Genomic DNA, 21,658 nt, shown 5'->3' with positions numbered 1-21,658 from the left:
AGGTCCCGGCCGCAGTCACTGCGGCCGGGACCTGGGGCGGTGGTGCCGGCTCTCGGCGGCCCACCGCGGCGTCACACGTTGGCGCCGGAACCCGCCGGGACCGAGTCAGTGGCTTCCGTCCACAGGTCCTGCTCGGCGCGGTCCGCCTGGATCTGTCGGTAGACGAACAGCCCGGCGACGGCGGCCAGTGCAACCAGGAGAAACTTCTTCATCGCCCGACCTCCTCCTTCATGCATGGTGGAAACAGCTCCTGACGCGCCCGACTATACACAGCAGCCGATACCGAACGGTGACCTGCGCCCCCGAAGCGCCGCTTCCTCTCGCTCCCAGCGCGCCGACCTGCGCACAAACGCCGAAGGCCACGTACTCGATCGAGTACGTGGCCTTCGCGCGTCGGTGGGGCTACCAGGACTTGAACCTGGGGCCTCTTCCTTATCAGGGAAGCGCTCTAACCGTCTGAGCTATAGCCCCGCGCTGCAACGAAAGATTAGCGCACGCCTGGCCATGTCCCAAAATCGGTATCGCCCGGTGCTACTCGTCCTCGGCGAGCGTCAGCTCCACACCGCCCACGAAGCCCGCGGACAGGTTGTAGATGAAGGAGCCCAGCGTGGCCAGCGCGGTGGCCAGCACGACGTCGATGACCGCGATCACCGTGGTGAAGAGCATCACGCGGGACAGCGACAGGAAGGACACCAGGTCGAAGCCGCCCTTGCCGCCCTGCTCGGACGTGGTGGCGTCGGAGATGGTCGAGCCGACGGTGCTGAAGACGCCGATCGCGTCGAGCACCATCCACAGCACCGCGACGGCCACGATCGTGCAGATGCCCAGCGCGATGGACAGCAGGAAGCTGACCTTCATCACCGACCACGGGTCGGCCTTGGCGATCCGCAGCCGCGCCTTGCGCGTGCGCGGCACCGTACGGGCCGCGGGGCGCGGGCGGCGCACCCCGGCGGAGGATGCCGAGCCGCGCCCCCCGGAGCGGCCCTGCGCGCCCCGCCCGCTGTGACCGCCCGGCGCTCCGGGCGTACCCGGCGGGGCGGGCGGCGCACCCGGCGGCGGAGGCGCGTAGGCCTGCGGCGGCTGGTGCGGTTGGGCCGGCTGCTGACGCGTGCCCGTCACTGAGTATCCCCCCTGGTCAGGGCCGCCAGCCGAGCCACGGGCACCTCCGGTCGTCCCGGACCCGCCTGCGGCGCCCGTGGCTCCACTCACGGCTTACTCCTCCGGCTCACCGGCCGCGGGCGCTTCGCCCTCGGCCGTAACGTCCTGTCCGGCGTCCTGTCCGGTGCCGGCCACGACATGTTCGATTCCGTGTCCGGACCCATCCTCGCCCATAACGGCGGGACCGGTCGCATCCGGATCATCCTCCGCTTCGGCGTTACGCGCGATACCGACCACGGCGTCGCGTTTCCCGAGGTTGATCAGTTGGACGCCCATGGTGTCACGGCCGGTTTCACGGACCTCGTCGACCCGCGTCCGGATGACCCCGCCGCTCAGCGTGATGGCGAGGATCTGGTCACCGGCCTCGACGACGAGCGCGCCGACCAGCGAGCCCCGGTCCTCGACGATCTTGGCGGCCTTGATGCCCAGGCCGCCGCGGCCCTGCACCCGGTACTCGTCGACCGAGGTGCGCTTGGCGTAGCCGCCGTCGGTGGCGGTGAAGACGTACGTCCCGGCCCGCACCACGTTCATGGACAGCAGCTCGTCGCCCTCGCGGAAGCTCATGCCCTTGACCCCGGACGTCGCCCGGCCCATCGGCCGCAGCGCATCGTCCGACGCGGTGAACCGGATGCACTGGGCCTTCCGGCTGACCAGCAGCAGGTCGTCCTCCGCCGAGACCAGTTCGGCGCCGATCAGCTCGTCGGGGGTGCCGCCCTCGGCGCCCTCGGCCCCGTCGGCGGCCTCGCGCAGGTTGATCGCGATGACACCGCCGGCCCGCGGGGAGTCGTAGTCCTTGAGCGCGGTCTTCTTCACCAGGCCGGACTTGGTGGCGAGCACCAGGTACGGCGCGGCCTCGTAGTCCTTGATGGCCAGGATCTGCGCGATCCGCTCGTCGGGCTGGAAGGCCAGTAGGTTGGCGACGTGCTGGCCGCGCGCGTCCCGCCCGGCGTCCGGCAGCTCGTAGGCCTTGGCGCGGTAGACCCGGCCCTTGTTGGTGAAGAACAGCAGCCACTGGTGCGTGGTGGTGACGAAGAAGTGGTCGACGATGTCGTCCTGCTTGAGCTTCGTGCCGCGCACGCCCTTGCCGCCGCGCTTCTGCGAGCGGTAGTCCTCGGTCTTGGTGCGCTTGACGTAGCCGCCGCGGGTGATCGTGACGACGATGTCCTCCTCGGCGATCAGGTCCTCGATGGACATGTCACCGTCGAAGGGCACGAGCTTGCTGCGCCGGTCGTCGCCGTACTTGTCGACGATGGCCTGCAGCTCCTCGCTGATGATCTGCCGCTGCTTCTGCGGCGAGGCGAGGATCGCGTTGTACTCGTTGATCTTCGCCTGGAGCTCGTCGTGCTCGGCGATGATCTTCTGCCGCTCCAGCGCGGCCAGCCGCCGCAGCTGCATCTCCAGGATCGCGTTGGCCTGGATGTCGTCGATGTCGAGCAGGCCCATCAGGCCCTCGCGTGCGACCTCGACCGTGTCGCTGCGCCGGATGAGCGCGATGACCTCGTCGATCGCGTCCAGCGCCTTGAGCAGGCCGCGCAGGATGTGGGCGCGCTCCTCGGCCTTGCGCAGCCGGAAGCGGGTGCGCCGGACGATGACCTCGACCTGGTGGGTGACCCAGTGCCGGATGAAGGCGTCCAGCGACAGCGTGCGCGGCACCCCGTCGACCAGGGCCAGCATGTTGGCGCCGAAGTTGGTCTGCAGGTCGGTGTGCTTGTAGAGGTTGTTCAGCACGACCTTGGCGACCGCGTCCCGCTTCAGGACGATGACCAGCCGCTGGCCGGTGCGCGACGACGTCTCGTCGCGGACGTCGGCGATGCCGCCGATCCGGCCGTCCTTGACGAGGTCGGCGATCTTCTGCGCCAGGTTGTCGGGGTTGACCTGGTACGGCAGCTCGGTGACGACCAGGCACTGCCGGTTCTGGATCTCCTCGACCTCGACGACCGCCCGCATGGTGATCGAGCCGCGGCCGGTGCGGTACGCGTCCTCGATGCCCTTGCGGCCGACGACGAGCGCGCCGGTCGGGAAGTCGGGGCCCTTGATGCGCTCCATGAGCGCTTCCAGCAGCTCCTCCGGACCCGCGTCCGGGTTGGCCAGGCACCACTGGGCGCCGTCGGCGACCTCGCGCAGGTTGTGCGGCGGGATGTTGGTGGCCATACCGACCGCGATGCCGGCCGAGCCGTTGATCAGCAGGTTCGGGAAGCGGGACGGCAGGACCGTCGGCTCCTGGTTGCGGCCGTCGTAGTTGTCCTGGAGGTCGACGGTCTCCTCGTCGATGTCCCGGACCATCTCCATCGACAGCGGCATCATGCGGCACTCGGTGTACCGCATGGCGGCGGCCGGGTCGTTGCCGGGCGAGCCGAAGTTGCCGTTGGAGTCGACGAGCGGCATCCGCATCGACCACGGCTGCGCGAGGCGGACCAGCGCGTCGTAGATCGAGGAGTCGCCGTGCGGGTGGTAGGTGCCCATGACGTCGCCGACGACGCGGGCGCACTTGTAGAAGCCCTTCTCCGGCCGGTAGCCGCCGTCGTACATCGCGTACAGCACCCGGCGGTGCACCGGCTTGAGGCCGTCCCGCACGTCCGGCAGCGCACGCGAGACGATGACGGACATCGCGTAGTCGAGATAGCTGCGCTGCATCTCGGTCTCGAGCCCGACGGGCTCGACGCGCAGGCCGCCGGCCTCGTTGCGCAGTTCCCGCTCGGAGTCGGGGACGTCGGGCACGGGGGGCATGTTCGGGGGGGTCTGGTCGTCGGCCATCGCTGTCAGATAGTCCTTTCACACGGCCAATGAGGGGGGCCGACTCAGATGTCCAGGAACCGGACGTCCTTGGCGTTGCGCTGGATGAAGGAGCGGCGGGCCTCCACGTCCTCGCCCATCAGGACCGAGAACAGGTCGTCGGCCTGCGCCGCGTCGTCCAGCGTGACCTGGCCGAGCACACGGTGGTCGATGTCCATCGTGGTGACGCGCAGCTCCTCCGCGTTCATCTCGCCCAGACCCTTGAAGCGCTGGATCGAGTCCTCACGGACGCGCTTGCCGTTCTGCTTGCCCAAAACCACCAGCGCGTCGCGCTCGCGGTCGGAGTAGGCGTACTCGAAGTCGTCCCGGCCCCACTTGATCTTGTACAGCGGCGGACGGGACAGGTAGACGTGTCCGGCCTCCACCAGCGGGCGCATGAAGCGGAAGAGGAAGGTCAGCAGCAGCGTGTTGATGTGCTGGCCGTCGACGTCGGCGTCCGCCATCAGGATGATCTTGTGATACCGCAGCTTGGCGATGTCGAAGTCCTCGTGCACGCCCGTGCCGAAGGCGGAGATCAGCGCCTGGATCTCCTGGTTCTGCAGGATCTTGTCGATCCTGGCCTTCTCGACGTTGAGGATCTTGCCGCGGATCGGCAGGATCGCCTGGTACTGCGGGTTGCGGCCGGACTTCGCGGAGCCACCGGCCGAGTCGCCCTCGACGATGAAGATCTCGCACTTCGTCGGGTCGTTGGACTGGCAGTCGCTCAGCTTGCCGGGCAGCGACGCGGACTCCAGCAGGCCCTTGCGGCGGGTCAGGTCGCGCGCCTTGCGGGCCGCCACCCGGGCCGTCGCCGCCTGGATGGCCTTGCGGACGATGTCCGCGGCCTCCACCGGGTTGCGGTCCAGCCAGTCGCTGAGGTGCTCGTGGACGACCTTCTGCACGAAGGTCTTCGCCTCGGTGTTGCCCAGCTTGGTCTTCGTCTGGCCCTCGAACTGCGGCTCGCCGAGCTTGACCGAGATGATCGCGGTCAGACCCTCGCGGATGTCCTCGCCGTTGAGGTTGTCGTCCTTCTCGCGCAGCAGCTTCTTCTCCCGCGCGTACTTGTTGACCAGGCTGGTCAGCGCCGCGCGGAAGCCCTCCTCGTGGGTGCCGCCCTCATGCGTGTGGATGGTGTTGGCGAAGCTGTAGACGCCCTCGCTGTACTGGCTGTTCCACTGCATCGCCACCTCGACGGACAGCAGCCGCTCCTTGTCCTCCGCCTCGATGTCGATGACGGTGGGGTGGATCAGCTCGCCCTTGCGCGAGTTGAGATACGTCACGTAGTCGACGAGGCCGCCCTCGTAGAAGTACGTGACGCTGAGCGGCTTGCCCTCCTCGTCCACGTGGTCGGCGCGCTCGTCGGTCAGCGAGATGCGCAGGCCCTTGTTGAGGAAGGCCATCTCCTGGAAGCGGCGCGAGAGCGTCTCGAAGGAGTAGTCGGTGGTCTCGAAGATGTCGCCGTCGGCCCAGAAGGTCACCGACGTGCCCGTCTCCTCGACGGCCTCGTTGCGTGCCAGCGGCGCCGTCGGCACCCCGAGCTTGTAGTCCTGCGTCCAGCGGTAGCCGTCCGTGCGCACCTCGACCGCGACGCGCGTCGACAGCGCGTTGACCACGGAGACGCCGACGCCGTGCAGACCGCCGGAGACCGCGTAGCCGCCGCCGCCGAACTTGCCGCCCGCGTGCAGCACGGTCAGCACGACCTCGACGGCCGGCTTGCCCTCGGAGGCGACCATGCCGACCGGGATACCGCGTCCGTTGTCCACCACGCGCACCCCGCCGTCGGCGAGGATCGTGACGTCGATGGTGTCCGCGTGCCCGGCCATCGCCTCGTCGACCGAGTTGTCCACCACCTCCTGCACGAGGTGGTGCAGGCCGCGCTCGCCGGTGGACCCGATGTACATGCCAGGACGCTTGCGCACCGCGTCCAGGCCTTCGAGCACGGTGATCGCGCTGGCGTCGTAGGACTTGCTGGAATTCTCGTTGGGGTTGCCGGAATCGGCCACGAAGCGCCCTTTCTGGCACAGCACGAGCCGGGTCCCGACGCGCGGGATCGGCTGCGTCTTCGACATGTTCCGCTGGGGTACCCCTGCCGCTTGGCCAGGGGAGGGCGGTGTTGGAGCCAGTCTACCGGTAGCGCCGACCCTCATGGGGCTTTGCCGGTACCTCGCTTCCCATGTGCCGCCCAAAACCGCTGCCGTGAGACTCCCTCCACGCGGACCAGGCCCCAAAACCGCTCACGCGGGCGTCCAGGGCTTCCGGCTGTCAGGGCCCGGCTACGCACAGCAGGCTCTCCCCCCGGCATCCCCGCGGCCCTGTCACCAGGCTCGCACGCAGGTCCGACACAGCCCTCTGACCTGCGCTTTCATCGCGGTACGTGAAAGGTCCGCGGCGCCGCCCGGCTCGTACGGGCGTACGGCGGTGGTACGGGGGCGCGAGTCGGGCGCTCCCCGTACGGCGTCCGGCACGCGAGGAACCGGCTCAGCCGTACGTGTCACCCGGGCCGCGGCTGCCCGGCGCGCGCAGCCGCCCGTTGTAACCGCGCGGGGGGCCCGCCGGGCCCTGGACCTTCAGCAGCTTGACCGTGCCGTGCCCGAGGTCGGTGTTGAGCCGGGCCACCAGCATCGGGGCCAGCAGCCGCAGCTGCGTCGCCCAGGCCGTGGAGTCGCACACCACGGTGAGGACGCGCGCCTCCTCGTCGTAACGCTCGGGCGCGCAGTGCTGCGCCACGTCGGGGCCGACGAGCTGCGGCCAGCGGCCCATCACCCCGCCGACCGCGGCCGGCGCCTCCCAGCCGCGCTCGGTGATCAGCCGGTTGATCGCCGCGCCCAGCGGCAGCGGGTCGCGCCCGTCGGCGTGCGCGCCGCTGCGCAGGCCGCCCCGCCTGGCCTGCTTCTTCTGCACGGCCGCCGCGCCCCTGGCCCTGGCCTGCTCCTTCGCCGCACGCAGCGCGACCCGCGCCAGATCCACACCCGAGGGCTGCTGGCCGGGCACGGCGGGGGAGGCCTCCGGGGTGCCGGACGGACCCGGTGTGCCCGGGGTGCCGGGCAGGCCGGGAGTGGCGTCGCTCACTGCCGCACCACCGTCCCGTTCTCCACCGCGAAGCGCGCGCCGCGCAGCGCCCCGGGCACGTCGTCGTCCACCGCCGCGGTGACCAGCACCTGCTCGCCGCCCGCGACGAGATCCGCGAGCCGCTCCCGGCGCCGGGCGTCCAGCTCGGCGAAGACGTCGTCGAGGACCAGCACCGGCTCGTCGCCGTCCGCGCACAGCAGCTCGTAGGAGGCCAGCCGCAGCGCCAGCGCGTACGACCAGGACTCGCCGTGGCTCGCGTACCCCTTCGCGGGCATCGGGCCGAGCTTGAGCAGCAGGTCGTCGCGGTGCGGGCCGACCAGCGTCACACCGCGCTCGATCTCCTGCCGCCGGGCCTGCGTCAGCGCCTCCAGCAGCCGCTCGCGCAGCTCTTCGCGGCCGCTCGCGCCGGCCATCGCCTCGTCGCCGATCGAACCGCGGTAGTCCAGGCCCACCGGCCCGCCGCCCGGCGCGAGCTGCTCGTACGCCTTGTCCACCAGCGGCTGGAGGGCCGCGACCAGGTCCAGCCGGTGCGCCAGCAGCTCCGCGCCCGCGCCCGCGAGATGCTGGTCCCACACGTCGAGGGTGGACAGGTCCCCCGCAGACTTCGTCGCGGGAGGTCCCCCCGGGCCCTTGCCGCCGTGCCGTCGGGCCAGCGCGGCGGTCTTCAGCAGCGTGTTGCGCTGCTTGAGCACCCGGTCGAAGTCGCTGCGCACCCCCGCCAGGCGCGGCGCCCGTGCGGTGATCAGCTCGTCCAGGAAGCGCCGCCGCTCCCCCGGATCGCCCTTGACCAGCGCCAGGTCCTCGGGCGCGAAGAGCACGCTGCGCACGATGCCCAGCAGGTCGCGCGGGCGGACCTGGGAGGAGCGGTTGATCCGGGCGCGGTTGGCGCGGCCGGGGTTGATCTCCAGTTCGAGCAGCTGGCGGCGCTCGGCCGCGTCGCCGCCGTGCGGGCCGGGTCCGCCGCCCTGCACGACCTGGGCGCGCACCACCGCGCGCTCGGCGCCGATGCGCACCAGCGGGGCGTCGGCGGCGACCCGGTGGCTGCCCAGCGTCGCGAGGTAGCCGACCGCCTCGACCAGGTTGGTCTTGCCCTGCCCGTTGGGGCCCACGAACGCCGTGACGCCCGGGTCGAGAGGGACCTCGGCGCGGGCGTAGGAGCGGAAGTCGGCGAGCGACAGGTGCGCTACGTGCATCGCGTGCTTGGCGCGCGGCCGCGCCGACCTCCTTGCTGTGCTGTGCGGTGCGGGCCGCCGGACGGCCCGCACCTGCGGCTTACTCCGCGGCGGTGACCGCGTGGCCGCCGAACTCGTTGCGGAGCGCGGCGATCATCTTCATCTGCGGCGAGTCCTCCTGGCGGGAGGCGAACCGCGCGAAGAGCGAGGCGGTGATCGCCGGCAGCGGCACCGCGTTGTCGATCGCGGCCTCCACCGTCCAGCGTCCCTCACCGGAGTCGTCGGCGTGACCGCGCAGCTTCTTCAGGTGCTCGTCCTTGTCGAGGGCGTCCACGGCCAGGTCGAGCAGCCACGAGCGGATGACCGTACCGGACTTCCAGGAGCGGAAGACCTCGCGGACGTCGGTGACCGAGTCCACGGCCTCCAGCAGCTCCCAGCCCTCGGCGTAGGCCTGCATCATCGCGTACTCGATGCCGTTGTGGACCATCTTGGCGAAATGCCCCGCGCCGACCTTGCCGGCGTGCACCGCGCCGCTGTCGCCTTCGGGCTTGAGCGCGTCGAAGATCGGCTGCGCCTTGGCGATGTCCTCGGCCTTGCCGCCGTACATCAGCGCATAGCCGTTCGCCAGGCCCCAGACGCCGCCGGAGACGCCGCAGTCGACGAAGCCGATGCCCTTGGCGGCCAGCTGCTCGGCGTGCTTCTCGTCGTCCGTCCAGCGCGAGTTGCCGCCGTCGACGACCAGGTCGCCGGGGGAGAGCAGCTCGCCCAGCTCGTCGATGGTCGCCTGGGTCGCGGCGCCGGCCGGCACCATGACCCACACCACGCGCGGCGCCTGCAGACTGTCCACAAGCTCCTTGAGGCTGTGGACATCGGCGAGATCGGGGTTGCGGTCGTAGCCGATGACGGTGTGCCCTGCGCGGCGGATGCGCTCGCGCATGTTGCCGCCCATCTTGCCGAGACCGATGAGACCGAGCTCCATCACACTTCCTTCGTTTCGAAGCCTCGCGGACCCCCGGAACGCGCACCGGCGCCGTCCGCGGCCGTCTGACGCTGAACCTGACCTGAGGACGAGCCTACGTCGGTCCGTATGCCCCCTGCGGGCGGGCTCAGCCGGACAGCCGCACCGGCATGATCAGGTACTTGTACGCCTCGTCCGCCTCGGCGTCGACCGCCGGGCGGCCGCTGAGCAGCGCGGGCTTGGTGGACGTGGTGAAGGACAGCTGGGCGGCCGGGGAGTCGATGGCGCTCAGGCCGTCGAGCAGGAAGGTCGGGTTGAAGGCGATCGAGATGTCGTCGCCCTCCAGCTTGGCGTCGACCCTTTCCACAGCCTGTGCATCCTCGCTGGAACCGGCCTCCAGGGTCAGCACGCCCTGCTCGAAGCTCAGCCGCACCGGGGTGTTGCGCTCGGCGACCAGGGCCACGCGCTTGACGGCCTCGACGAAGGGCGCCGTCTCGATCACCGCGACGGAGGCGAACTCCGTGGGGAAGAGCGTGCGGTACTTCGGCAGGTCGCCCTCCAGCAGCCGGGTCGTCGTCCGGCGGCCGGCGCCCTCGAAGCCGATCAGGCCCTCCCCGGCTCCGGAGCCGGCCAGCGCGATCGAGACGGTGTCGCCGCTGGTGAGCGACTTGGCGATGTCCTGCAGCGTCTTGGCGGGCACCAGGGCGACGGCGGAGATGTCGGCCTGCTCCGGCTTCCACAGGAACTCGCGGACGGCGAAGCGGTAGCGGTCGGTGGCGGCCAGCGTCACCGTGTCGCCCTCGATCTCGATCCGGACACCGGTCAGCACCGGCAGCGTGTCGTCGCGCCCGGCGGCGATGGCGACCTGGCTGGCGGCGGCGGCGAAGACCTCACCGGGCACGGTGCCGGACGCCGTCGGCATGGCGGGCAGCGCCGGGTATTCCTCCACAGGCAGTGTGTGCAGCGTGAAGCGCGAGCTACCGCAGACCACGGTGACGCGGACGCCGTCGGTCGAGATCTCCACCGGGCGGTTGGGCAGCGCCCGGGAGATGTCGGCGAGCAGCCGGCCGGACACCAGGACGGTGCCCTCCTCGTCCACCTCGGCCTCGACGGCGACCCGGGCCGAGACCTCGTAGTCGAAGCCGGACAGGCTCAGCTGCCCGTCCTCGGCCTTGAGCAGCAGGCCCGCGAGGACCGGCACCGGGGGACGGGCCGGGAGGCTGCGGGCTGCCCAAGCCACTGCCTCGGCGAGTACGTCGCGCTCCACCCGGATCTTCACCGGAACCGCCTCCTGCTTGTTGCCGACTGTCGGGGAACAGTCTGCCGCAGGGGACTGTCACTCGTTGCTGCTTGCCGTCAAGCGGCGACACGGGCGGGCGGACGACGACCGGCGAGTTGTGCACAGGACCGGCTTCGAAACGCTTTCCCCGCTCTCTACGTGTAGTCGTAGTAGTAGGGGGTGTGGATACCGTGGATAACCGGTTCCTGCGCAGGTCAGCCCGTGTTTTTTATCCCCAGAGCCTGTGGGTGGAGCCTGTGGGCAACCGGGGCCCGCTGTGGACGGCGGAAAGTTGTGCACACCTCGTGCACAGGCCGATGGGGGTTGTCCCCAGCTCCATCCCCAGGAATACCCAGGTTCTCCCCAGGCCAACCCACCACGTTGGTGTGACGGCTTTCACTCTTCCGTGGGACAGACCGGATTTCGTTGCCGAACAGTGGACAGAGATGTGGAGAAGTGGCCTTCCGCTGTGCACAACCGACCGCATCCTGTGGGCGAGCGGTGGACAACCGGTCGGCGGGTGCTGTGGACGACCGCGCTGTCCACAGTCTGTGGACGACGGTTACCCACATTTCCCCAACCGGCTGAGCTGCCCGGACGGCCGCGCGGCGGCCGGACCTGTGGAGGGTATCGGGACAACTCCGGTGTCCCCAGGGTGTGGACGACAAAAACGCCGCGATCCTGTGGACAACAGGACCGCGGCGTCGGGGATTCGAACAGGGCGCGGGGCGTGCGAGGGCGCGGAACGCGCGCGGCGGGACGAACGTGCGGGGCGGGACGTGCGCCCGCGGCTCAGCTCTTGATGCGGTTGGTGAGCTCGGTCACCTGGTTGTAGATCGACCGCCGCTCGGCCATCAGCGAGCGGATCTTGCGGTCGGCGTGCATCACCGTGGTGTGGTCGCGGCCGCCGAACAGCGCGCCGATCTTCGGCAGCGACAGGTCCGTCAGCTCCCGGCACAGGTACATCGCGATCTGCCGCGCGGTGACCAGCACCCGGCTGCGGGAGGAGCCGGACAGGTCGTCCACCGCGAGCCCGAAGTAGGCCGCCGTCTCCGCCATGATCGCGTTGCCGCTGATTTCCGGCACCGAGTCCTCGCCGCCCGGGATCAGGTCCTTGAGCACGATCTCGGTGAGCTGGAGGTCCACCGGCTGCCGGTTGAGGCTCGCGAAGGCCGTGACGCGGATCAGCGCGCCCTCCAGCTCGCGGATGTTGCGGGAGATCCGCGAGGCGATGAACTCCAGCACCTCCGGCGGCGCGTTCAGCTGCTCCTGCACCGCCTTCTTGCGCAGGATCGCGATCCGCGTCTCCAGCTCGGGCGGCTGGACGTCGGTGATCAGGCCCCATTCGAAGCGGTTGCGCAGCCGGTCCTCCAGGGTGACCAGCTGCTTGGGCGGCCGGTCCGAGGACAGCACGATCTGCTTGTTCGCGTTGTGCAGCGTGTTGAAGGTGTGGAAGAACTCCTCCTGCGTCGACTCCTTCTGCGCCAGGAACTGGATGTCGTCGACGAGCAGGATGTCCATGTCCCGGTATCTCTTGCGGAACGCGTCCGCCTTGCCGTCCCGGATGGAGTTGATGAACTCGTTGGTGAACTCCTCCGAGCTGACGTACCTGACCCGGGTGCCCGGGTAGAGGCTCCGCGCGTAGTGTCCGATCGCGTGCAGCAGGTGCGTCTTGCCCAGACCCGACTCGCCGTAGATGAAGAGCGGGTTGTACGCCTTGGCCGGCGCCTCGGCCACCGCGACGGCGGCGGCGTGCGCGAAGCGGTTGGAGGCGCCGATGACGAAGGTGTCGAAGAGGTACTTCGGGTTCAGCCGCGCGGTCGGCTCCACCGCCCCGCCGCTCGCACCGCCCGACCCGGGACCGCCGCTGTGGCCGCCGCCGTGACCGGGCCCGTGGCCGGGTCCGCCCGGACCGCCGCCGTGGCCGCCCGCCGGGCCGGGCCCGGGGCGGTCGCCGCGGGAATCGGAGGCGGGGTGCTGCTGTGGTGGGTAGCCGCCGCCGGTCGCGGGGGGGTACGGGCCCCGGTCCGGGGGCAGCGCCTGGTGCGGAACGGAGGGGTAGCCGTCGGAGCGCTCGGGGCGGTAGGGCCCGGAGGGGTCGGGGCGCGGGTCGCGGTGGCCGGAGTAGTCGTCGGGCCTGCGGTCCGGGAAGCCGCCGCCGGAGGTGCCCCAGGTGCCGAGCCCCGGCTGCTGCCAGCTCTCGCCCGCGGGGGTGCGCGGCGTCCAGTCGTCGCTGCCGCCGGGCGGGTCCTGGTAGGAGTGCCGCGGGCGGGGGACGTCGTCGTACGGGTCCTCGGGCGGACGCTGCCGCTCGGGGGAGGGCGCGGGCGGCGGGGCGGGCTGCTCCTGCTCGCCGCCGGACGCGACGGCGATGGCGATCCCCACGGTGTGACCGAACTCATGACTGAGCACGTCCGTGATGAGCTGCTTGAGCTGCTGCCCCTCCAGGATCTTCTTGGCGTACTCGTTCGGCGCCGACAGCACCGCGGTGCCGGCCACCAGCGCAAGCGGCTGGATACGGCGCAGCCACTCGGCGTGCACCGGCTTCAGGTCCTCCCCGCTCACCAGCAGCTTCTGCAGGACCCGGGGCCACACTGCGGCAAGATCGGCGCTTACGTCAGCCACAGGGCACGCTCTCTCGGGTTGCTGAACTAACTGGGGGTGCGTGGACTCCCGCGGACGTGTGGATCGCGACAGGGGCGGGAAGAGTACGGAGTTCAGCCACGGTAATCAGCGCGGCGTGCGCGGTTCAAGTCGTTGTCCACAGGGTGTGTACAAATGGCGGGCGCGCACCGCCGGGTTTGACCGGATGGCCTAGCCGCACGTACCGTATCGAGGTCGAGTTGTCGATGGCTGCTGCCGCCTGCCTACCGATAGGCGAGGATCCTCCGGTGTATTCGTACTGCCGGGCGGTCGTCAAGCGGTGACCCGTTTGGTCCGCGAGCTTTTCGTGGGCGCACGGTGACAGCCAGGCGACGCCCCGCCGGATCCGAGACTCTCCTGGAGCCCCTGAGTGAGCAAGCGCACTTTCCAGCCGAACAACCGTCGTCGTGCCAAGACCCACGGCTTCCGCCTGCGGATGCGTACCCGTGCCGGTCGCGCCATCCTCGCGACCCGCCGTGCCAAGGGCCGCGCGCGCCTGTCCGCCTGATTGCCTCAGGCCTGATGTCGTGCTGCCCACCGAGAATCGGCTGAGGCGGCGCCAGGATTTCGCTGCGGCCGTACGCCGTGGACGCCGGGCGGGCCGCCCGCTGCTGGTCGTCCATCTGCGTCGCGACGCCACCCACCCGCATGTGCCTGGGGAGAGCACTCCCCCGGCACGTGCGGGTTTCGTCGTAAGCAAGGCGGTCGGCGATGCCGTACAGCGGAATCGGGTCAAACGCAAGCTCCGGCATCTCGTACGGGAACGTCTGTCTCTGCTTCCCCCCGGTAGCCTGGTAGTGGTACGCGCGCTTCCCGACGCCGGGAACGCGGACCATGCACAGCTGGCCCTCGACCTGGACGCCGCACTGAAGCGGCTGCTGGGCCGTGACACCCATGGCGACGCCGAGGGGAGGGTGGCTCGATGAAATACCCGCTGCTGGCACTGATCAAGCTGTACCAGTGGACGATCAGTCCGCTGCTCGGCCCGGTGTGCCGGTACTACCCGTCGTGCTCGCACTACGGGTACACCGCGATCGATCGGCATGGTGCGATCAAGGGCACCGCCCTGACCGCGTGGCGCATCCTCCGGTGCAACCCCTGGTCGCCCGGCGGTGTGGATCATGTACCGCCGCGTAAGCGGCCGCCATGGCACCAACTGCTGCGCCGCGCACTGCGGGGCGGCTCCGACGGGCCCGTCACGCCCGAGCCCACCGGACCCTCTCACGCCCAAGGAGCCTGACCGTGGGGATCCTGAACCCCCTATACGACGCAGTGTCGTGGATCATCGTCCAGTTCCACTCGTTCTACAGCCTGATCTTCGACAAGGACAGCGGCTGGGCGTGGGGTCTGTCCATCGTCTCGCTGGTGGTCCTGATCCGCATCTGCCTGATCCCGCTCTTCGTGAAGCAGATCAAGTCGACGCGGAACATGCAGGCGCTCCAGCCGAAGATGAAGGCGATCCAGGAGCGGTACAAGAACGACCGCCAGAAGCAGTCCGAAGAGATGATGAAGCTGTACAAGGAGACGGGCACCAACCCGCTCTCCTCGTGCCTGCCGATTCTGGCGCAGTCGCCGTTCTTCTTCGCGCTCTACCACGTGCTGAGCAACATCGCGAAGGGCAACGAGGTCGGTGTGATCCACCACAACCTCGTCAGCAGCGCGCAGAACGCCCACATCTTCGGTGCCCCGCTGGCCGCGAAGTTCCTGGACAGCTCCTCCAAGATCGAGGGCCTCGGCGCGACGCTCGCCGATGTGCGCGTCGTCACCATCATCATGATCGTGATGATGTCGGCCTCGCAGTTCTTCACCCAGCGCCAGCTGATGACGAAGAACGTCGACATGACGGTCAAGACGCCGTTCATGCAGCAGCAGAAGATGCTGATGTACGTCTTCCCGCTCATCTTCGCCGTGATGGGTATCAACTTCCCCGTCGGTGTCCTCATCTACTGGCTGACCACCAACGTGTGGACCATGGGCCAGCAGATGTTCGTGATCTACCGCAACCCCACCCCGGGCAGCCTGGCCTTCAAGCAGCGCCAGGAGCGGCTGCGTGCCAAGGGCAAGCTCGTGGAGCCGCCGGAGGAGGTCGCCGCCAAGGAGGCCGTCGAGGTCGCGCGGGCGAACCGCACCCAGCCCAAGCGGCAGACCAAGGCCAAGCGGCACACCGGTGCCACCGGTGGCGGTACGGGCCCCGGCGCCCCTCGTGCGGGCGGCTCCGGCGGCCAGGACCAGGACGCGGGCGGCAGCGCCAAGACTGTCGACGGCGACACCGCCGACTCCGCCGGCTCCGGGTCCTCCCAGGCCTCCGGCGGCGGCAGCAAGCCCAAGTCCGGCAACGGCGGAGCCCCGCGGGCGGGTGCGCCGCGCGCCGGTGCGCCCCGTGCCGGAGCCCCCAAGGCCGGCGGTCAGAAGGGCGGCGGTCAGAAGGGCGGCTCCACGGGCAAGCAGCCCGGAGCCAAGGCCAAGCCGACCACGTCGAAGAAGAAGTAAGAGGAGAGTCCAGGCGTGAGCGACGTCAACACCGGCACGGCAACCGACAGCGGCTCGTCCGCGACGCTGACCCGCCTCGAGCAGGAGGGCGAGATCGCGGCGGACTACCTGGAGGGGCTGCTGGACATCGCCGACCTCGACGGTGACATCGACATGGATGTCGAGGGCGAGCGGGCTTCGGTGTCGATCATCGGCGACGGCTCCGCCCGCGAGCTGACCAAGCTCGTCGGGCGGGACGGCGAGGTGCTGGAGGCGCTCCAGGAGCTCACCCGGCTCGCGGTGCACCGCGAGACCGGCGAGCGCAGCCGCCTGATGCTGGACATCGCGGGCTTCCGGGCCCGCAAGCGCGCCGAGCTGGCGCGGCTGGGCGCGGAGGCTGCCGCCGAGGCGAAGGAGACCGGTGAGCCGGTCAAGCTCGACCCGATGACCCCCTTCGAGCGCAAGGTCGTCCACGACGCGGTGGCCGCCGCGGGGCTGCGCAGCGAGTCCGAGGGCGAGGAGCCCCAGCGCCGGGTGGTCGTCCTGCCGGTCTGACGACCGGCTGCCGCCCATGATCATTCGGCCCCGTCTGCTCGCAGGCGGGGCCGAATCTTGTCAGGCTGGACGAACCCGAACGTGACGATCGACACGACAACCGACCACGAGAACCGACGAAAGGAAAGTCCCGTGACGGAGGCAGCAGCGGAGCTTCCCGCGCCGCCGGAGCAGGCCGGGGCAGTGTTCGGCGACCGGTTCGCCGACGCCGTGCGCTATGCCGAGCTGCTGGCGGACGCCGGGGTGCACCGTGGCCTCATCGGTCCGCGTGAGGTGCCGCGGCTCTGGGAGCGGCACCTGCTGAACTGCGCGGTGCTCTCCGAGGTGATCGAGCAGGGCGTGTCGGTGTGCGACGTCGGCTCCGGTGCCGGCCTCCCCGGCATTCCGCTGGCGCTGGCCCGCCCCGACCTGGACATCACGCTGCTGGAGCCGCTGCTGCGCCGCACCACCTTCCTGGAGGAGGCGGCACGGCTGCTCGGGCTGGAGAACGTCACGGTGGTCCGCGGCCGGGCCGAGGAGATGGTCGGCAAGCTGCCGCCGGTGGACGTGGTGACCGCGCGGGCGGTGGCCCCGCTGGAGCGGCTCGCCGGGTGGGGGCTGCCGCTGCTGAGGCCGCACGGGGAGATGGCGGTGCTCAAGGGCGACACCGCCGAGGAGGAGCTGAAGGCGGCGCGGGCGGCGCTCGGCAAGCTCGGTGCGGTGGGTGCCTCGGTGGTCCAGGTGGGCGAGGGCGTCGTGGACCCGCAGTCCACCGTGGTGCGTGTTCTGGTGGGCGAGAGCCCGGGTGGCGTACGGGCGGCCACGCGCCGGGCCAAGGCCGCGCGGGCCAGTCGGGCGCCGCGTACCGGAGGCAGCGCAGGACGCCGCCGCCGCTGAAGCCGGGCGGGGCTCCGCGGCGCGGACCATCCGCTCCCCGCCTGTCCGCCTGTCCGCCCGATGCTGAGCAGGACAGCCGACGCGGGCCGAATGCGCCGACTGAAACGGCCAAAGCGGCACAATTCGGAGTGTCTGCCGCAATACTGGCGCGGTGCGGCGCATCGTGTTTCACGTGAAACGTCGCTCACTGCTTCCAGGAGTCCTCAGCCGCGGTCGAGCCGCGGCCGAGGCGCGCGCCAACAAACCGACCAAGACCAATTCGGCTGTGGATAACCGGGATTTGTCCACAGGCGGCCGGGGCTCGCTGGTTCAGCACCCCTCAGGCATGGCAGGCTCTTCCTATCGCGAGCCTGACGTCGAGGAGAGTGAGTCATTGCGGTCCGACGCCAACATCGCGGGGCCGATGGCCGACCCGGTCCCCGGCCCCCGCACTGCTGAATCAGCCGGGGGATCACTTTCCACGCCCCCCGGCTTCGGGAGCGATGTTTCACGTGAAACATTGCCTCCTATGGATGACACCCCGATCGGCCGCGCTGCCCAGATGGCCGTCGAGGCGATGAACCGCACGGGCGAGGGGCTGCCGCGACCGGCGCAGACCCGCGTCATGGTGGTCGCCAACCAGAAGGGCGGGGTCGGAAAGACCACGACCACGGTGAACCTGGCGGCCTCGCTGGCGCTGCACGGCGCCCGTGTCCTGGTCATCGACCTCGACCCGCAGGGCAACGCATCCACCGCGCTCGGCATCGACCATCACGCCGAAGTGCCGTCGATCTACGACGTGCTGGTGGAGAGCAAACCGCTGTCCGATGTGGTGGTGCCGGTGGCCGATGTGGAGGGGCTCTTCTGTGCGCCCGCCACGATCGACCTGGCCGGTGCCGAGATCGAACTCGTCTCGCTGGTCGCGCGGGAGAGCCGGCTCCAGCGAGCCATCGAGGCCTACGAGCAGCCGCTGGACTACGTCCTGATCGACTGCCCGCCCTCGCTCGGCCTCCTCACCGTCAACGCCCTGGTGGCCGGCGCCGAGGTGGTCATCCCGATCCAGTGCGAGTATTACGCGCTGGAGGGCCTCGGACAGCTGCTGAAGAACGTGGACCTCGTCCGGGCCCATCTGAACCCGAAGCTGCATGTCTCCACGATCCTGCTGACGATGTACGACGGCAGGACCCGCCTGGCGTCCCAGGTCGCCGAGGAGGTGCGCACCCACTTCGGGAAGGAAGTGCTGCGCACCAGCATCCCGCGATCGGTACGCATCTCCGAGGCGCCCAGCTACGGCCAGACCGTCCTCACCTACGACCCGGGCTCCAGCGGCGCCCTGTCCTATCTGGAGGCTGCGCGGGAGATGGCGCTGCGCGGTCTGCCGGGCGGTCTCACCGTGGAGTACCAGCCGCAGGACGACCAGCATCATGAGCAGCACCCGCACAGCATGTCGGAGGGCATCCAGTGAGTGATCGACGCAGAGGACTTGGGCGCGGTCTCGGCGCGCTGATCCCGGCAGCGCCGCAGCCAACCAGTCCGGCGGCGGGAGCCGCTCCGGTGATGGTGCCGGACCGTGGGGTCGCGGCCGCCAAAGTGGCCGGACTTGTGGACCGCCGGTCGGCCGACGCGCCGCCCGCGGTGGACATCCCTGTTTCACGTGAAACAGAGCCTGATCTCTCCGCCGCCCGGGTTCCGGTGAGCGGTGCCTACTTCGCCGAGCTGGAGCTCGACGCGATCACCCCCAACCCGCGCCAGCCGCGGGAGGTGTTCGACGAGGACGCGCTCAACGAGCTGATCACCTCGATCAAGGAGGTCGGCCTCCTCCAGCCCGTGGTGGTGCGGCAGATCGGCGCGGATCGCTTCGAGCTCATCATGGGCGAGCGCCGCTGGCGTGCCTGCCGTGAGGCGGGGCTGGAGCGGATCCCGGCGATCGTCCGGGCCACGGACGACGAGAAGCTGCTTCTCGACGCCCTGCTGGAGAACCTGCACCGGGCTCAGCTCAACCCGCTGGAAGAGGCGGCCGCCTACGACCAGTTGCTGCGGGACTTCGCCTGCACGCATGAGCAGCTCGCCGACCGGATCGGCCGGTCGCGCTCGCAGGTCTCCAACACGCTGCGGCTTCTGAAGCTGCCGGCTCCGGTGCAGCGCCGGGTGGCCGCGGGCGTGATCTCCTTCGGGCACGCCCGCGCGCTGCTGGCGCTCGATGACTCCGAGGAGCAGGACCGGCTGGCTCTCCGGATCGTGGCGGAGGAGCTGTCGGTCCGCACGGTCGAAGAGATCGTGAAGCTGATGAACAGCGAGCCGCGGACGGCGAAGAAGACCGCGGCGCCGCGGGCAGGCCGTCGGGTGTCCCCCGCGCTCACACATCTCGCGACCCGGCTGTCCGACCGCTTCGACACCCGGGTGAAGGTCGACCTGGGGCAGAAGCGCGGAAAGATCGTTGTGGAGTTCGCGTCGATGGAGGACCTGGAGCGCATCCTCGGCACCATGGCGCCGGGCGAGGGCAAGGTCCTGGAGAGCCCGCTCGACGACGGAGCCGAGGACGACGACGAGTGACACCGTGGCACCCCGGCACTGCCGTCGGGGTGCCACCCCACCGCCGTTGGTAGCGACAGAAATGGGGTCTGTGGCACATGGGGCGTCGGCTGGTACCGCTCACGCTGGACAACCTTCCCGATCTCCCCAGACCCTGCAGACGCTGTGTCTTCTGGGAACTCGACCCCGTGAGCGGCGAGGCCGCCGTCCAGGCCGGTAAGCCCGAACTGGAGAAGGAGGCCTGGATCTCCGCCGTCCTGCTGGAGTGGGGATCCTGCGGCCGGGTCGTCTATGTCGACGAGATGCCGGCGGGCTTTGTGCTCTACGCCCCCGCCGCCTACGTCCCGCGGTCCACCGCCTTCCCCACCAGCCCGGTGTCGCCGGATGCCGTGCAGCTGATGACCGCCCGGGTGCTGCCCGGCTACCAGGGCCAGGGCATCGGGCGGGTGCTCGTACAGACCGTCGCCAAGGATCTGGTGCGTCGGGGCTTCAAAGCGATCGAGGCCTTCGGCGACGCGACATGGTCGTCGCCCTCATGCGTGCTGCCCGCGGACCATCTGCTCGCCGTCGGCTTCAAGACGGTCCGGCACCATCCGCGCTATCCGCGGCTGCGGTTGGAACTGCGCTCGACGATCTCCTGGAAGGAAGACGTCGAGATGGCCATCGACCGGCTGCTGGGCGCCGTACAGAAGGAGCCCGCACTCCGGCCGCTCTGAGTATCCGCTGTGGCCCGTACGGGCCACCAGGCGCCGCGGCACAGCGAAAAGGGCCGGCTCCCCAGGAGGGGAGCCGGCCCTTCATGTTCCACGTGGAACAGTCGCGGACTCAGCCGATGAAGTCCGACAGGTCACGCAGCAGCGCGGCCTTGGGCTTGGCGCCGACGATCGTCTTCACGACCTCGCCGCCCTTGTAGACGTTGAGCGTCGGGATCGACATCACGCCGTACTTGGCCGCGGTGACGGGGTTCTCGTCGATGTTGAGCTTGACGATGGTGATCTCGTCCGGGTGCTCCGCGGCGATGGACTCCAGCGACGGAGCGATCTGGCGGCACGGGCCGCACCACTCGGCCCAGAAGTCGACCAGAACAGGCTTGTCGCTGTTCAGGACCTCGTCGGCGAAGGTGTCGTCAGTCACGTGGATGGGCTTGCCGGCCACGGCAGTCTCCTCAGGTTCGATGGGATGCGGGGTGAAGGGTTCAGGCGGGCTGTTCGGCGTCGCTGAGGGCCGCCAGGTAGCGCTCGGCGTCCAGGGCGGCGGAACATCCGGTGCCGGCTGCGGTGATCGCCTGGCGGTAGGAGTGGTCCACGACGTCCCCGGCGGCGAAGACCCCCGGGATGCTGGTGCGGGTGGTGGGCGACTGGACCTTGAGGTAGCCCTCGGCATCCAGGTCGAGGACGCCCTTGAAGAGTTCCGTCCGCGGGTCGTGGCCGATCGCGATGAAGAGCCCGGTGACCGGCAGCTCGGAGGTCTCGCCGGTCTTGGTGTTGCGCAGCGTCAGGCTGGAGAGCTTGCCGTCGCCGTGGATCTCGGCGACCTCGCTGTCCCACACGAAGGAGATCTTCGGGTCGGCGAAGGCCCGCTCCTGCATCGCCTTGGACGCCCGCAGGGTGTCCCGCCGGTGCACGATCTTGACGGACTTGGCGAACCGGGAGAGGAAGGTGGCCTCCTCCATCGCGGTGTCGCCGCCGCCGATGACCGCGATGTCGTGCTCGCGGAAGAAGAAGCCGTCACAGGTGGCACACCAGGAGACGCCACGGCCGGAGAGCTGATCCTCGTTGGGCAGGTTGAGCTTGCGGTGCTGCGACCCGGTGGCGACGATCACGGCCTTCGCCCGGTGGACGGTGCCCGCCGAGTCGGTGACCGTCTTGATGTCACCCGACAGGTCGACGGCGACCACGTCGTCCGGGACCAGCTCGGCGCCGAAGCGCTCGGCCTGGGCCCTCATGTTGTCCATGAGGTCGGGGCCGATGATGCCGTCACGGAAGCCGGGGAAGTTCTCCACCTCGGTGGTGTTCATCAGCGCACCGCCCGCGGTGACCGAGCCCTCGAAGACCAGCGGGCTGAGGGAGGCGCGTGCCGTGTACAGCGCCGCGGTGTAGCCCGCGGGCCCCGAGCCGATGATGATCACGTTACGGACGTCGCTCACGGGTGTCTTCCTCGTCTCTGCGGACTGCGGTGGGGGTCCGGTTCTGGCTG

The 21,658-nt window shown here is 70.0% G+C and carries 19 protein-coding genes, 1 tRNA gene and 1 pseudogene; 9 read left to right on the top strand and 12 right to left on the bottom strand.

All coding sequences use genetic code 11. The features are described 5' to 3' along the window. Positions 1-71: 71 nt before the first annotated feature. The 10 genes and pseudogenes from ACWERV_RS28920 to dnaA form a co-directional block, all read right to left on the bottom strand. Positions 72-212, bottom strand: coding sequence for a DLW-39 family protein (locus ACWERV_RS28920; protein ID WP_199923322.1), 141 nt, complete (start codon positions 210-212; stop codon positions 72-74). 185 nt (positions 213-397) lie between these two features. Continuing rightward, positions 398-471 (bottom strand) — tRNA-Ile (locus ACWERV_RS28915). 60 nt (positions 472-531) lie between these two features. After that, positions 532-1,209, bottom strand: a complete 678-nt coding sequence (locus ACWERV_RS28910; protein ID WP_452938507.1) for a DUF3566 domain-containing protein — start codon at positions 1,207-1,209, stop codon at positions 532-534. A gap of 3 nt (positions 1,210-1,212) precedes the next feature. Continuing rightward, the gene (gene gyrA / locus ACWERV_RS28905) at positions 1,213-3,912 is read right to left on the bottom strand and encodes a DNA gyrase subunit A (RefSeq protein WP_452938504.1); all 2,700 of its coding nucleotides are present in this window, start codon (positions 3,910-3,912) and stop codon (positions 1,213-1,215) included. A gap of 44 nt (positions 3,913-3,956) precedes the next feature. After that, positions 3,957-5,957, bottom strand: coding sequence for a DNA topoisomerase (ATP-hydrolyzing) subunit B (gene gyrB / locus ACWERV_RS28900; RefSeq protein WP_398176038.1), 2,001 nt, complete (start codon positions 5,955-5,957; stop codon positions 3,957-3,959). Positions 5,958-6,408: 451 nt separating this feature from the next. Further along, the gene (locus tag ACWERV_RS28895) at positions 6,409-6,921 is read right to left on the bottom strand and encodes a DUF721 domain-containing protein (RefSeq protein WP_398176040.1); all 513 of its coding nucleotides are present in this window, start codon (positions 6,919-6,921) and stop codon (positions 6,409-6,411) included. Between the two features lie 74 nt (positions 6,922-6,995). Then, positions 6,996-8,192 (bottom strand): DNA replication/repair protein RecF, encoded by a 1,197-nt coding sequence (gene recF / locus ACWERV_RS28890; protein ID WP_452938502.1) that lies wholly within the window; start codon positions 8,190-8,192, stop codon positions 6,996-6,998. 79 nt (positions 8,193-8,271) lie between these two features. Continuing rightward, positions 8,272-9,165, bottom strand: a pseudogene (gene gnd / locus ACWERV_RS28885) (phosphogluconate dehydrogenase (NAD(+)-dependent, decarboxylating)); the annotation flags it as partial. Positions 9,166-9,277: 112 nt separating this feature from the next. Further along, the gene (gene dnaN, locus ACWERV_RS28880; RefSeq protein ID WP_031512716.1) at positions 9,278-10,408 is read right to left on the bottom strand and encodes a DNA polymerase III subunit beta; all 1,131 of its coding nucleotides are present in this window, start codon (positions 10,406-10,408) and stop codon (positions 9,278-9,280) included. A 792-nt stretch (positions 10,409-11,200) separates the two neighbouring features. Continuing rightward, a complete protein-coding gene (gene dnaA / locus ACWERV_RS28875; RefSeq protein ID WP_452938499.1) occupies positions 11,201-13,033 on the bottom strand; it encodes a chromosomal replication initiator protein DnaA in 1,833 nt (610 codons plus the stop codon). Between the two features lie 388 nt (positions 13,034-13,421). Between dnaA and rpmH the strand changes: the two genes are divergently transcribed. The 9 genes from rpmH (at position 13,422) to ACWERV_RS28830 (ending at position 20,178) form a co-directional block, all read left to right on the top strand. After that, complete coding sequence (rpmH, locus tag ACWERV_RS28870) at positions 13,422-13,559, top strand: 50S ribosomal protein L34 (protein ID WP_030543677.1); 138 nt, start codon at positions 13,422-13,424, stop codon at positions 13,557-13,559. A 19-nt stretch (positions 13,560-13,578) separates the two neighbouring features. Next, positions 13,579-13,977, top strand: coding sequence for a ribonuclease P protein component (gene rnpA, locus ACWERV_RS28865; protein ID WP_398175127.1), 399 nt, complete (start codon positions 13,579-13,581; stop codon positions 13,975-13,977). Then, positions 13,974-14,291 (top strand): membrane protein insertion efficiency factor YidD, encoded by a 318-nt coding sequence (gene yidD / locus ACWERV_RS28860; RefSeq protein ID WP_031512713.1) that lies wholly within the window; start codon positions 13,974-13,976, stop codon positions 14,289-14,291. Before rnpA ends, yidD begins: the two co-directional genes overlap by 4 nt. Before the next feature lie 2 nt (positions 14,292-14,293). Continuing rightward, complete coding sequence (gene yidC / locus ACWERV_RS28855; RefSeq protein ID WP_452938494.1) at positions 14,294-15,541, top strand: membrane protein insertase YidC; 1,248 nt, start codon at positions 14,294-14,296, stop codon at positions 15,539-15,541. A 15-nt stretch (positions 15,542-15,556) separates the two neighbouring features. Continuing rightward, positions 15,557-16,075 carry a Jag family protein gene (locus ACWERV_RS28850; protein ID WP_398175132.1) on the top strand — a complete coding sequence of 173 codons (519 nt, stop codon included), beginning with the start codon at positions 15,557-15,559 and terminating at the stop codon, positions 16,073-16,075. Positions 16,076-16,207: 132 nt separating this feature from the next. Next, positions 16,208-16,951, top strand: coding sequence for a 16S rRNA (guanine(527)-N(7))-methyltransferase RsmG (gene rsmG, locus ACWERV_RS28845; protein WP_398175134.1), 744 nt, complete (start codon positions 16,208-16,210; stop codon positions 16,949-16,951). A gap of 325 nt (positions 16,952-17,276) precedes the next feature. Further along, positions 17,277-18,395 carry a ParA family protein gene (locus ACWERV_RS28840; RefSeq protein ID WP_398176042.1) on the top strand — a complete coding sequence of 373 codons (1,119 nt, stop codon included), beginning with the start codon at positions 17,277-17,279 and terminating at the stop codon, positions 18,393-18,395. Continuing rightward, entirely contained in the window at positions 18,392-19,483 is a 1,092-nt protein-coding gene (locus ACWERV_RS28835) for a ParB/RepB/Spo0J family partition protein (protein WP_398175136.1), read from the top strand. The genes ACWERV_RS28840 and ACWERV_RS28835 overlap by 4 nt, the downstream gene beginning before the upstream one ends. Positions 19,484-19,560: 77 nt before the next feature. After that, entirely contained in the window at positions 19,561-20,178 is a 618-nt protein-coding gene (locus tag ACWERV_RS28830) for a GNAT family N-acetyltransferase (RefSeq protein ID WP_398175138.1), read from the top strand. 109 nt (positions 20,179-20,287) lie between these two features. Here ACWERV_RS28830 and trxA read toward each other — a convergent pair whose 3' ends face one another. Next, complete coding sequence (gene trxA, locus ACWERV_RS28825; protein ID WP_031512704.1) at positions 20,288-20,617, bottom strand: thioredoxin; 330 nt, start codon at positions 20,615-20,617, stop codon at positions 20,288-20,290. Between the two features lie 40 nt (positions 20,618-20,657). Then, complete coding sequence (trxB, locus tag ACWERV_RS28820; protein ID WP_398175142.1) at positions 20,658-21,608, bottom strand: thioredoxin-disulfide reductase; 951 nt, start codon at positions 21,606-21,608, stop codon at positions 20,658-20,660. Positions 21,609-21,658 lie beyond the last annotated feature (50 nt).

This window comes from Streptomyces sp. NPDC004031 (assembly GCF_053604375.1).
This window is presented reverse-complemented; position numbering and strand designations above follow the sequence as displayed.

Bases quoted from the DNA above. Each gene is read 5' to 3' on its own strand.
- ACWERV_RS28920 (WP_199923322.1), bottom strand. From the start codon at position 212: ATGAAGAAGTTTCTCCTGGTTGCACTGGCCGCCGTCGCCGGGCTGTTC.
- gyrA (WP_452938504.1), bottom strand. From the start codon at position 3,912: ATGGCCGACGACCAGACCCCCCCGAACATGCCCCCCGTGCCCGACGTC.
- recF (WP_452938502.1), bottom strand. From the start codon at position 8,192: ATGCACGTAGCGCACCTGTCGCTCGCCGACTTCCGCTCCTACGCCCGC.
- yidD (WP_031512713.1), top strand. From the start codon at position 13,974: ATGAAATACCCGCTGCTGGCACTGATCAAGCTGTACCAGTGGACGATC.
- ACWERV_RS28840 (WP_398176042.1), top strand. From the start codon at position 17,277: ATGGCAGGCTCTTCCTATCGCGAGCCTGACGTCGAGGAGAGTGAGTCA.
- ACWERV_RS28830 (WP_398175138.1), top strand. From the start codon at position 19,561: ATGGGGCGTCGGCTGGTACCGCTCACGCTGGACAACCTTCCCGATCTC.